The 12,652-nt window shown below is 68.4% G+C and carries 9 protein-coding genes; 7 read left to right on the top strand and 2 right to left on the bottom strand.

What is annotated here, in order from left to right; translation table 11 throughout:
- Nucleotides 1-41 precede the first annotated feature (41 nt).
- A complete protein-coding gene (locus ABZ454_RS26330) occupies nt 42-290 on the bottom strand; it encodes a hypothetical protein (protein WP_356321726.1) in 249 nt (82 codons plus the stop codon).
- A gap of 325 nt (nt 291-615) precedes the next feature.
- Here ABZ454_RS26330 and ABZ454_RS26325 point away from each other — a divergent pair, with 325 nt between their 5' ends.
- The 7 genes from ABZ454_RS26325 (at nt 616) to ABZ454_RS26295 (ending at nt 11,903) form a co-directional block, all read left to right on the top strand.
- A complete protein-coding gene (locus ABZ454_RS26325) occupies nt 616-2,991 on the top strand; it encodes an ABC transporter family substrate-binding protein (protein ID WP_359541453.1) in 2,376 nt (791 codons plus the stop codon).
- Between the two features lie 682 nt (nt 2,992-3,673).
- Nucleotides 3,674-5,548 carry a translational GTPase TypA gene (gene typA / locus ABZ454_RS26320; RefSeq protein ID WP_356321724.1) on the top strand — a complete coding sequence of 625 codons (1,875 nt, stop codon included), beginning with the start codon at nt 3,674-3,676 and terminating at the stop codon, nt 5,546-5,548.
- 461 nt (nt 5,549-6,009) lie between these two features.
- Nucleotides 6,010-7,650 (top strand): ABC transporter substrate-binding protein, encoded by a 1,641-nt coding sequence (locus ABZ454_RS26315; RefSeq protein WP_359541451.1) that lies wholly within the window; start codon nt 6,010-6,012, stop codon nt 7,648-7,650.
- A gap of 169 nt (nt 7,651-7,819) precedes the next feature.
- Nucleotides 7,820-8,752: an ABC transporter permease gene (locus ABZ454_RS26310; protein WP_356321722.1), complete on the top strand. Its 933-nt coding sequence runs from the start codon at nt 7,820-7,822 to the stop codon at nt 8,750-8,752.
- Entirely contained in the window at nt 8,745-9,695 is a 951-nt protein-coding gene (locus ABZ454_RS26305) for an ABC transporter permease (protein WP_356321721.1), read from the top strand. The genes ABZ454_RS26310 and ABZ454_RS26305 overlap by 8 nt, the downstream gene beginning before the upstream one ends.
- An 11-nt stretch (nt 9,696-9,706) precedes the next feature.
- Entirely contained in the window at nt 9,707-10,765 is a 1,059-nt protein-coding gene (locus ABZ454_RS26300) for an ABC transporter ATP-binding protein (RefSeq protein WP_359541447.1), read from the top strand.
- Nucleotides 10,758-11,903 (top strand): dipeptide ABC transporter ATP-binding protein, encoded by a 1,146-nt coding sequence (locus ABZ454_RS26295; protein WP_356321719.1) that lies wholly within the window; start codon nt 10,758-10,760, stop codon nt 11,901-11,903. The genes ABZ454_RS26300 and ABZ454_RS26295 overlap by 8 nt, the downstream gene beginning before the upstream one ends.
- Nucleotides 11,904-12,038: 135 nt before the next feature.
- Here ABZ454_RS26295 and ABZ454_RS26290 read toward each other — a convergent pair whose 3' ends face one another.
- A complete protein-coding gene (locus ABZ454_RS26290; RefSeq protein ID WP_356323623.1) occupies nt 12,039-12,575 on the bottom strand; it encodes a hypothetical protein in 537 nt (178 codons plus the stop codon).
- Between the last annotated feature and the right edge of the window lie 77 nt (nt 12,576-12,652).

The following is a 12,652-nucleotide window of genomic DNA, read 5'->3' as shown; positions in this document are numbered from 1 at the left end:
GAATCCGTTCCTGTTTCCGTACCGGTGGCCAAGGAACTCTCCTAGGGGGCGTGCCTGCCGCGGACGCCCAGACCCTCGTCGTCCGAGTCCGTCCACAGAGCGGTGTCGTACGGCGCCTCGGTGATCGTGATGACGCCGTCGACGGATGCGGCGTGGCCGGCCGGGTCGAGCGGGTCCGGGGCGATGTCCGCCGCACGCAGCTGCGCGAGGCTCCGCTCCAGCCGTCCGACAGTGCGGACGAGGTCGTCGAGACAGTGCTGAACAGCCGTCAACTCATCGTGCAGTGACATGACTTGATCTCACTTCCGCGGTCGCGGGCGGCCATGCTCATGCGCATGCGAGTGTCGCGCGTCACATCCCCGTTGGGAAGGGAGCGGGCCGTGCTGTCTTGCGAACGGCGCGGCCGCTGCCCCTGGGAGCGAACGATTCCGGCCCCGGCGCTCCGCCGCACGGGTGAGGTTTCGCGCGGTCGCGCCGTGTCTGCGCGGCCTCCCGCGCGTGGGCGCTTTCAGTGGACGGGCGGAACCAGTGTGATCAGCTGCAAATGCCACCAAACACGCATCATCCGGTCCATCCGGGTCAGGGTGGGCCGGGCCGTCCCCGGAGGTCTCAGTCATGTCCCACGTCGGCGTCCCGCGCGGGACATCCCGAAAGCGCCGCTCGCTCGCGCTGCTCACCACCGGGGTGCTCACCCTCCCCGTACTCGCCGGCTGCGACTCGGCCCACGACGATGCCGTCGCCGCCACCGTCGTCCCGCAGGACGTCGCGCCGGCGGCCCGCGCCCAGGTGGCGGACGGCGGCACGGTCAACTGGGCGATCGAGGCGATGCCCGCCACCCTCAACGCCTTCCAGGCCGACTCCGACAGCGCCACCACCCGGATCACCGGCGCCCTGCTGCCCACCCTCTTCCCGCTGGACGCCAAGGGCCGGCCGCAGCTGAACCCGGACTACCTGGAATCGGCGAAGGTGGTCGAGCGCGAACCCAGGCAGGTCGTGCTCTACCGGCTCAACCAGCAGGCGGTCTGGAGCGACGGCCGGGAGATCGGCGCACCCGACTTCGTCGCCCAGTGGCGCGCGCTGAGCGGCAAGGACTCCGCCTTCTGGACGGCCCGCAACGCCGGGTACGAACGCATCGAGAAGATCGAGCGCGGCGCCGACGACTTGGAGGTCAGGGTCACCTTCGCCAAGCCGTACGCGGACTGGCGCTCCCTCTTCTCCCCCCTGTACCCCAAGCAGGTGACGGGCTCCCCCGACGCCTTCAACGACGGCGCCCGGTCCACGCTCAAGGCGACGGCGGGGCCCTTCCGGCTGCGCGGCGTGGACAAGGAGACCGGATCCGTCACGCTGGCCCGCGACCCGCGCTGGTGGGGGAGTCCCGCCAAGCTCGACTCCCTGGTCTTCAAGGCGGTCGGGCCGCAGGACCGCACCCGGGCGCTGGCCGAGGGGAAGATCGACGTCGCCGACATCGACGCGGCGGCCGCCCGCCGGATCACCCAGGCCGCCCGGGACACCGGCGGCGACGGCGCACCGCCCGCCCACGGCCCCGGCTCCGGCGTCTCCCCGGCCCAGGCGCTGCGGTCCTGGGCCCTGGCGCACGGCTCCGACGAGGAGGCGGCCCAGGAGGCGCAGGAGGCCCGGGACGAGAAGGCCAGGGCCGCCGACGCGTACGCCGCCGAGCAGAGCGACCTGCGCGGCTACGTGGTCCGCAAGTCCCTGGAGCCCGCCTACACCCAGCTCGCGCTGAACGGCGAGAGGGGGCCGCTCGCGGACGACCGGGTACGCCGGGCCGTGGCCCGCGCCCTGGACCGCCAGGAACTCGTCGACGCCGTGCTGCGGCCGCTCGGCCTGCCCGCCGAACCGCTCGGCAGCCACCTGGCCCTCGCCGGACAGCCCGCGTACAAGGACGGCAGCGACGCCCTCGGCAGCCAGGACACCGAGGAGGCGCAGGCGCTGCTGGCCGACGCGGGCTGGACCCGTGAGGGCGCCACCAAGAGGACGGACGGGACCAAGGCGGGCAGCGAGGGCGAGAAGCGGAAGGGCGCGGCGGAGAAGAAGGAGGCCGGCGAGGCCGGGAGGGCGGAGGACTCCGGCAGCGCCGAGGACGACGGCAAGACCGACGACGCCGCCCGGCGCGAGCCCGCGGCGGACGACGGCCTCTACATCGTCGGCGACGACGACAAGGCCGGCGAGGCCGAGGGCGCGGCCACCCGCGTGATCGCACCCGCCCTCGGCGCCGCCGCCCAGAGCGCCGCGCTGCTGCGCCAGGCCGGCCACCTCGGCGGGACGGGCACCTCCGAGGACGCCCCCGCCCGGATCACCGCCCAGGACCGGCAGCCGGGCGGGCCGGCCGGCGCCTACGCCCCGGCCGGCACCGCCGCCCCCGCCCAGCCCCGGGCCCAGGCCCCCGACTCGGCCCGCGGCCCCCTCGGCAAGGACGGCAAGCCGCTGACGCTGCGCTTCGTCCTGCCGTCCGGCCCCGGCTCCGAGTCCCTGCGCGGCGTCGGCGAGAAGATCGCGGCGATGCTCGACACGATCGGGATCCGCACCGTCATCACCAAGGTCTCCGACGACAGCTACTTCCGGGACCACGTCGCGTCCGGCGACTACGACCTGGCGCTGTACTCCTGGCCCGCCACCGCCTACCCGGCCACGGACGACCGCCCGATCTTCGCCAAACCGGTGCCCGCCACCGACGGCTCGCTGCTCGTCGAGCAGAACTACACCCGCGTCGGTTCCGACCACATCGACCAGCTCTTCGACCAGGCGGTCTCGGAGCTGGACGAGAAGGCGGCCAGGGACCTGATGAAGAAGGCCGACGCCCGGATCTGGGCCGCCGCGGGATCGATTCCGCTCTACCAGCGCCCGCAGCTCGTCGCCACGGACAAGAAGCTCGTGAACGTCGGCGCCTTCGGCTTCGGGGCGCCGCACTACCAGGACATCGGTTTCAAGAAGCCGAAGTCCGCCGGAGCCCCGGCCACCCGGAAGAAGTAGCAGGTCAGGGGCCGGGCCGAAAGCTCAGAACTGGCTCAATTCCCTTGCCCGCCGGGCGGCCGGCGGGCAAGGCTGTGCGCACCCGTTGACCCGGGTGTCCGCTCCACCATCCGGTCTCCGGGGCCCCAACCCCGGAGATCCCGCCGCGGCGGCCCGGCTCCGAGCCCCACCTCGCAGCCGCAGTTCCGGAGCCCCACCTCCGGGCCTGCCGAGGCCCCGCGTCCGTGTTGTCCGCCCGAAGGGGCCGTGCTCACGGCCCTCGGTGAATTCCCCCGGAAGAAGTGAGCACGGGGGCGGAAACACGGAGCGGACGCGGGCCGGGCGGCCCGCGTCCGACGAGCCGTGCGGCTCGCCGCTCGAACACGAGGCGGCGTTCCGCGCCGCCGCAGGAGCTCCGTCACAGGAGGTCCGAGGGCCCATCTGACCCGCCGCGACGCCCGCCCCGGCGGCCGTGACGCACCCGGCCGCGCCCCTCGGCGGCGTCGCCGCGGCAGCCGTCGCGCACGCCCGGGAGGCCCCGGCCGTGGCCGCCCCGTGGCCGGTAAGACTTGCCCGGGAAGCCGCAGGCGCGCCCGCCCCGTACCATGGGAGTAGCCGTGGCGCGTCCGCCCGGCGGGCGTACGAGGACTCAAGACCGACTAAGACGCCTGAATCCCCGATCCGAGAGAAGCGCAAGCCACCCATGCCCACGCGCCACGACATCCGTAACGTAGCCATCGTCGCCCACGTCGACCACGGCAAGACCACGCTGGTCGACGCCATGCTCAGGCAGGCCGGCGCGTTCGCCGCGCACGCCGCCGAGAACCTCGACGAACGCATGATGGACTCGAACGACCTGGAGCGTGAGAAGGGCATCACGATCCTGGCCAAGAACACGGCCGTGAAGTACCACCCCAAGGATGGCGGCGACGTCATCACGATCAACATCATCGACACCCCCGGCCACGCCGACTTCGGCGGTGAGGTCGAGCGCGGTCTGTCGATGGTGGACGCGGTCGTGCTGCTGGTCGACGCCTCCGAGGGCCCGCTGCCGCAGACCCGCTTCGTGCTCCGCAAGGCGCTGACGGCCAAGCTCCCCGTCATCCTCTGCATCAACAAGACGGACCGGCCGGACTCCCGGATCGCCGAGGTCATCGACGAGACGTACGACCTCTTCCTGGACCTGGACGCCGACGAGGACCAGATCGAGTTCCCGATCGTCTACGCCTGCGCCCGTGACGGCGTCGCCTCGCTGACCAAGCCGGAGGACGGCACCGTCCCCGCGGACAGCGACAGCCTGGAGCCGTTCTTCAGCACGATCCTCTCCGCGGTCCCGGCCCCGGAGTACGACGAGGACGCCCCGCTCCAGGCGCACGTCACCAACCTGGACGCCGACAACTTCCTCGGCCGTATCGCGCTGTGCCGCGTCGAGCAGGGCGAGCTGCGCAAGGGCCAGACGGTCACCTGGATCAAGCGCGACGGTTCGCAGTCCAACGTCCGCATCACCGAGCTGCTGATGACCGAGGCGCTCACCCGCAAGCCCGCCGAGAAGGCCGGCCCGGGCGACATCTGCGCGATCGCCGGTATCCCGGACATCATGATCGGCGAGACCCTGGCCGACCCCGAGAACCCGATCGCGCTGCCGCTGATCACGGTCGACGAGCCCGCCATCTCGATGACCATCGGTGCGAACACCTCGCCGCTCGTCGGCAAGGGCGGCAAGGGCCACAAGGTCACCGCCCGCCAGATCAAGGACCGTCTGGACCGCGAGCTGATCGGTAACGTCTCGCTGCGCGTGCTGGACACCGAGCGGCCGGACGCCTGGGAGGTCCAGGGCCGTGGTGAGCTCGCGCTCGCCATCCTGGTCGAGACCATGCGCCGTGAGGGCTTCGAGCTCACGGTCGGCAAGCCCGAGGTCGTCACCAAGCAGGTCGACGGCAAGACGCACGAGCCGATCGAGCGCATGACGATCGACTCGCCGGAGGAGCACCTCGGCGCCATCACGCAGCTCATGGCGACCCGCAAGGGGCGCATGGAGACGATGACGAACCACGGTTCGGGCTGGGTCCGCATGGAGTGGATCGTCCCGTCCCGCGGCCTCATCGGCTTCCGTACGGAGTTCCTGACCCAGACCCGCGGCACGGGCATCGCGCACTCCCTGTTCGAGGGCCACGAGCCGTGGTTCGGCGAGCTGCGGACCCGTCACAACGGCTCGCTGGTCGCCGACCGCGCGGGCACGGTGACGCCGTTCGCCATGGTCAACCTCCAGGAGCGCGGTGTCATCTTCACCGAGGCCGGCACCGAGGTCTACGAGGGCATGATCATCGGCGAGAACTCGCGCGCCGACGACATGGACGTGAACATCACCAAGGAGAAGAAGCTCACCAACATGCGTGCGGCTTCCGCGGACACCACGGAGAACGTGGTGCCCGCCCGCAAGCTCTCTCTGGAGCAGTCGCTGGAGTTCTGCCGCGACGACGAGTGCATCGAGGTCACCCCGGAGACGGTCCGGATCCGCAAGGTGGTCCTGGACCAGAAGCAGCGCGGCCGCACCGCCTCGCGCGCGAAGAACAACTGACGAACCGTCCGTAGGCCGGTTTTCGGCCGACGATCCGTCAGCACCAGGCATTGCAGAAGCCCAGGGCCCTCGCAGACACTGTGGGGGCCCTGGGCGTTGGTCAAACGGTTTTCACCGCGCACTGTCCACGATATGAGACAAGAGTGTCCGGTTATCGGGCGTCGCTCTCCGAAACATGTGTTAACAGTCCGTTTCGGGGGTGTCTGTCTGGGATCAGTTTGTCCGGATTTTGGTCCACGCGAGGGTCGGATGTTGTCAAACCGAGACCCTTTAAGTGTGGTTTACAGCCCAGTCGTACTTAATAGTTGGCTCCATTGAGCTCGGGTCAATGGGTCACGCACTGTGGGGAGTGCCGACTCACGAGCACACTAAGGGCACTGAAACGATCACCGTCAGGGGTGTCGGTGTATCGACCCAGTGCCCTTCTTGTAGTCAAAAGTGGACTCATGAGGAGGAAACCCATGCGTGGTGCCAAGAGCGCCAAGTGGGTCGCGGGAGCGGCCATCATCGCCCTGGCTGCGACTGCCTGTGGCGGCGGCGACAGTGACGCCGACAAGGGCAAGGACAGCGCCAAGGGTGCTGTCAATGCTGACGGCATCTTCTCCGTCGAGGTCGGTGAGCCGCAGAACCCGCTGCAGCCGGCCAACACGATGGAGTCGAACGGCAGCATCGTCACCGACGCGATCTTCTCGCAGCTGGTCGACTACGACCCGGCCGGCAAGCTTGAGATGATCAACGCGGAGTCTGTCGACACCAAGGACAGCAAGCTCTGGACGGTCAAGCTCAAGAAGGACTGGAAGTTCCACGACGGCACGCCCGTTACGGCCGAGTCCTACATCAAGGCCTGGAACTGGGCCGCCAACATCAAGAACAACCAGACCAACGCGTCCTGGTTCGGCGACATCAAGGGCTTTGCGGACGTCCACCCCGAGGACGCCAAGGCCAAGCCGAAGTCGGACGTCATGTCCGGTCTGAAGAAGGTGGACGACTACACGTTCACCATCGAGCTCAACGCCCCGCTCCCGTACTTCTCGTACAAGCTCGGCTACACGGTCTTCTCCCCGCTGCCCGAGTCCTTCTACGCCGACCCGAAGGCCGCCGGTGAGAAGCCGGTCGGCAACGGCGCGTACAAGTTCGTCAGCTGGGACCACAAGAAGCAGATCAAGGTCGTCCGCAACGACGACTACAAGGGTGCCGACAAGGCGAAGAACGGCGGTGTGGTCTTCAAGAACTACACCACCCTCGAGACCGCCTACGAGGACCTGAAGTCCGGCAACGTCGACGTGCTGCGCCAGATCGGCCCGAAGGACCTCCCGGTCTACCGGTCCGACCTCGGTGACCGCGCGGTGGACAAGGCGTACTCCGCCATCCAGACGATCGCCGTCGCGTTCTACACCGATCAGTTCAAGGGCATCAACCCCAAGGTCATCCAGGGTCTGTCCATGGGCATCGACCGCGCCACGATCACGAAGACCGTGCTCCAGGGCACGCGTGAGCCGGCGACCGGCTGGGTCGCGCAGGGCGTGCTCGGCTTCCAGAAGGACGCCGCGGGCGACGTCACCAAGTACGACCCGGCGAAGGCCAAGGCCCTCATCAAGGAGGGTGGCGGCGTCCCGGGCAACAAGATCTCGATCCAGTTCAACGCCGACGGCGGCCACAAGGAATGGGTCGAGGCGGTCTGCAACAGCATCACGCAGTCGACCGGCGTCAAGTGCGCCACCGACTCGAAGGCCGACTTCCAGGCCGACACGAACGCGCGTGACGACAAGCAGGTCAAGTCCCTGTACCGCTCCGGCTGGGTGCTCGACTACCCGGTGAACGCGAACTTCATCTCGGACCTGTTCCGGACCGGTGCCGCGGGTAACCAGGGTGACTTCTCGAACAAGGCGCTGGACGCGGAGATCAAGAAGGCCGACTCCGCCGCCTCCCTCGACGAGTCCGTCGCCGCGTACCAGAAGATCGAGAAGGAGCTGGTGAACTACATGCCCTCCATCCCGCTCTGGTACTACAAGGTCAACGCCGGTTACTCGGAGAAGGTCCAGAACGTGGACTACGCCCAGGACGGCGACCCGATCCTGACCCAGATCGAAGTCAAGAAGTAACCACACCGACGTAGTCCGCGCGCAGGCGCGGGACCGGCATCGAAAGACGGTCCGCGCCTGCCCGCACGCGGTGGCCGGGGGGCCCTTCCACGCGACCGACGAACCCACTGGGGGAGTCGGCGCGGGGGAGGGCCTGTCCGCTGCCGCTTGCCTATTACATGGAGGCATGATGGGGCGCTATGTCGCACGACGACTGCTCCAGATGATCCCGGTCTTCCTCGGGACAACGCTGCTGATCTTCCTGATGGTCTACACGCTGCCCGGCGACCCCGTGCGCGGGCTCTTCGGGGACAAGGGCGTCGACCCCGCCACGCTGGCCCAGTTGCGCCACCAGCACGGGCTCGATCAGCCGATCCTGCAGCAGTACTGGAATTACATGTCAGGCATCGTCCTGCATTTCGATTTCGGTGATCAGATAGCCAGCGGACGTCCCGTCACGGACGTCCTCGGCGACGCGTTCCCCGTCACCCTCCGGCTGGCCGGCATGGCGTTCGTCATCGAGATCGTCATCGGTATCGGTCTCGGGATGATCGCCGGTCTGCGCGCCGGCCGGCTCACCGACAACGTGATCCTGGTCTTCACCCTGCTGATCATCTCGATCCCGGTGTTCGTCCTCGGCTTCATCATCAAGACGGTGTTCGCCTTCCAGCTCGGCTGGATCCAGCCGAACGTCTCCGGCGAAGCCAAGTGGGGCGAACTCCTGGCCCCCGCCATCGTGCTGGGGTCGTTGTCACTCGCCTATGTGGCAAGACTTACGCGCACGACGATGGCCGAGAACCTGCGCTCGGACTACATGCGCACCGCCATCGCCAAGGGGCTTCCCAAGCGGCGCATCGTCGGTGTGCACCTGATGCGCAACTCGCTGATCCCCGTCATCACCTTCCTCGGCACCGACCTGGGCGCCCTGATGGGCGGCGCGGTCGTCACCGAGGGCCTGTTCAACGTCAAGGGCGTCGGCGGCACGATCTACGAGTCGATCGTCAAGCGTGAGGGCACGACGCTCGTCGGCCTCGTCACCATCCTCGTGCTCGTCTACCTCCTCATGAGCCTCATCGTCGACCTGCTGTACGCGGTCCTGGACCCGAGGATCCGTTATGCCTGACGCGACCAAGACCGCACCCGCCCCCGAGGACGCCAAGGCGCCCATCGCGGACCCCGCGGCGACCGTGAAGGCCGACAAGGCCCGCAGCCTGTGGGGCGACGCCTGGCGGGACCTGCGTTCCAACTGGTACTTCATCGTCTCGTCGGTCCTGATCGTCATCCTTCTCGTGATGGCGGTCTTCCCCGGCCTGTTCACCAACGCCTCCCCGACGTCGGCCGACCTGGTGCACCACTACCTGGGCAAGCCGGAGCTGAGCAAGATCGGCTCGGAGGGCTGGCTCGGCTACGACGGCCAGGGCCACAGTGTCTACGCGCGTGTCATCTACGGCACCCGTGCATCGATCACCGTCGGTGTCTGCGTGACGCTCCTGGTGACGTTGTTCGGCGGACTGATCGGCATGCTCGCCGGCTACTTCGGCGGCTGGGTCGACGCGCTTCTCTCCGGCTTCTTCACCAACGTCTTCCTCGGCATCCCCTTCCTGCTGGGTGCCATGGTCGTCCTCCAGGCGTTCACCGACCGGACGGTCTGGGTGGTCATCTTCGCCCTGGCGTTCCTCGGCTGGACCCAGATCGCGCGTGTCATGCGCGGTGCGGTGATCGTGATCAAGCAGTCGGACTACGTGCAGGCCGCCAGAGCGCTGGGCGCGGGAACCAACCGGATCCTCTTCCGGCACATCCTGCCCAACGCCATGGCCCCGGTGATCGTGGTCGCCACCATCTCGCTCGGCGTCTACATCTCCGCCGAGGCGACCCTGTCCTACCTCGGTCTGGGTCTCGCCGACCCGACGATCTCGTGGGGCATGGACATCTCCGGTGGCGCCGCGCAGATCCGCGTCGCGCAGCACATCCTGCTGTACCCGTCGATCATGCTCAGCATCACCGTTCTGGCGTTCATCATGCTCGGCGAAGCCGTCCGCAACGCCCTCGATCCGAAGTCGCGATAAGGAGGGCGAACGTGGCCACCATCAACAAGACCGCCGAAGTCCCGTCCGCACGCTCGGGTGACGACTACGTCGGCCCCCTGCTCGATGTCCGTGACCTGCACGTGGAGTTCCACACCCGCGATGGTGTGGCCAAGGCGGTCAACGGTGTCAACTACAGCGTGAACGCCGGTGAGACCCTTGCCGTTCTCGGCGAGTCCGGCTCCGGCAAGTCCGTGACGGCGCAGGCCATCATGGGCATCCTCGACATGCCGCCGGGCAGGATCCCGCAGGGCGAGATCCTGTTCCGCGGCCAGGACATGCTCAAGATGTCCTACGAGGAGCGCCGGAAGATCCGCGGCCAGAAGATCGCCATGATCTTCCAGGACGCGCTCTCCTCGCTGAACCCGGTCCTCACCGTCGGCTACCAGCTCGGCGAGATGTTCCGGGTCCACCAGGGACTGTCCAAGAAGGAAGCCCGCGCCAAGGCCATCGAGCTGATGGACCAGGTGAAGATCCCGGCCGCGGCGGCCCGGGTCTCGGACTACCCGCACCAGTTCTCCGGCGGCATGCGCCAGCGCATCATGATCGCCATGGCGCTGGCCCTGGAGCCGGACCTGATCATCGCGGACGAGCCGACCACCGCGCTCGACGTGACGGTGCAGGCACAGGTCATGGACCTGCTCGCGGAGCTCCAGCGCGAGTACCACATGGGCCTGATCCTGATCACGCACGACCTCGGTGTCGTCGCGGACGTCGCCGACAAGATCGCGGTGATGTACGCGGGCCGGATCGTCGAGACCGCCCCGGTGCACGAGATCTACAAGCGCCCGGCGCACCCCTACACCAAGGGGCTGCTGGAGTCGATCCCGCGCCTGGACCAGAAGGGCCAGGAGCTCTTCGCGATCAAGGGCCTGCCGCCCAACCTGCTCCACGTGCCGTCGGGTTGTGCCTTCAACCCGCGCTGCACGATGGCGCAGGACATCTGCCGTACGGACATCCCGGCGCTGAGCCCGGTGACCGAGCAGGACGGCGCCGAGCTGGTCGGACGCGGCAGCGCCTGCCACTTCTGGAAGGAGACGATCCATGGCTGACATCGACAAGGAGCCCGTGGACGCCACCCCGAACGTCTCCGACGTGGAGACGGTCGACCCGGCCGACGAGGCGGAGGCCGTAGCCGCCATCGACGCGCCCGTGTCGAAGGGCGAGCCGATCCTCCAGGTCCGCAACCTGGTCAAGCACTTCCCGCTGACCCAGGGCATCCTGTTCAAGAAGCAGGTCGGTGCGGTCAAGGCCGTGGACGGGGTCTCGTTCGACCTTTACGCGGGCGAGACGCTCGGCATCGTGGGCGAGTCCGGCTGTGGCAAATCCACCGTCGCCAAGCTCCTGATGACGCTGGAGCGGGCCACGGCCGGCGAGGTCTTCTACAAGGGCCAGGACATCACCAAGCTGTCCGGCCGCGCGCTGAAGGCCGTGCGCCGCAACATCCAGATGGTGTTCCAGGACCCGTACACCTCGCTGAACCCGCGCATGACGGTCGGCGACATCATCGGCGAGCCCTACGACATCCACCCCGAGGTCGCCCCGAAGGGCGACCGGCGCCGCAAGGTGCAGGAACTCCTGGACGTCGTGGGTCTCAACCCGGAGTACATCAACCGGTACCCGCACCAGTTCTCCGGCGGCCAGCGCCAGCGCATCGGCATCGCCCGCGGCCTCGCGCTCAACCCGGAGATCATCATCTGCGACGAGCCGGTCTCCGCGCTCGACGTGTCGGTGCAGGCCCAGGTCATCAACCTGATGGGCAAGCTCCAGGACGAGTTCAACCTGTCCTACCTCTTCATCGCGCACGACCTCTCGATCGTCCGGCACATCTCGGACCGGGTCGGCGTCATGTACCTCGGCAAGCTGGCCGAGATCGGTACGGACGAGGAGATCTACGACCACCCGACGCACCCCTACACCCAGGCGCTGCTGTCGGCGGTCCCCGTCCCCGACCCGGAGGCCCGTGAGGGCCGCGAGCGGATCATCCTCACCGGCGACGTCCCGTCGCCGGCCAACCCGCCGTCGGGCTGCCGCTTCCGCACCCGCTGCTGGAAGGCCGAGGACAAGTGCGCCCAGGAGGAGCCGCTGCTGGCGATCCCCGAGCGCTTCAAGACGTCGACGACGCCGGCCGCGCACGAGTCGGCGTGCCACTTCGCCGAGGAGAAGGACGTGGTCGGCGCGGCCTCGTAACCGCCGCCCCGCCCGCCCGCACGACGGAAGGCGCCCGGAACCGATCGGTTCCGGGCGCCTTCCGTCGTCCTGTCCGCGCGTCGGGCGGACCGTCACCCTCCGCTGTTCATGACGGTCCGTTCCGCACGGTCCGGATCACTTGTACTGGATGCCCCAGAGGTTGCTGCTCTTGCGCACGGGCGCCACGTTGTTGCTCTTCTTCCAGACCTTGCTCTTCTTGCAGCCGCCGGTGCTCTTGGGCACCATGCGGTACTTCGTGACGCTGAAGCCCTTGGCCTCGTGATACATCATCAGGCGTCCCCGGGTCTTGCCCTTCTTCTTCTCCACCTTGGCGCTGTAGGTCCAGGTGTCGGACTTGGACCAGGTCTTGCCGACGGAGACGCTGAACGACGCCGAGGCCTTCGCGAATATGGCGCCCGCCTCGGTGCCCACGGTCGCCGTACCGGTGGCGGTCCAGGAGCCCGTCTTGTTCTTGGCGTACGTGATGGTGACGCCCGGCCTCGCCCAGTCGCTGTGCACCTGGGTGGCGCGCCAGACGGTCTTCTTGTCCCCGATCGAATAGATCGGGCTGCTGTCGCACGCGGCGCCCGCCGACGCGGGCGCTGCCGCTCCGGCCACGACTCCGGCGCCGAGCAGTGCGGCGGAGACAACGGTGCTGATGACACGCTTCACGCAGGTCCTCCTGTTATGGGGCCTTCTTGTGCGGTACGCGTCATACGTTAGGGGTGTGCGTCAGTACCGAAAGGAAA

Origin of the sequence: Streptomyces sp. NPDC005803 (assembly GCF_040630435.1) — a bacterium.
Classification (GTDB): Bacteria; Actinomycetota; Actinomycetes; order Streptomycetales; family Streptomycetaceae; genus Streptomyces.
This window is presented reverse-complemented; position numbering and strand designations above follow the sequence as displayed.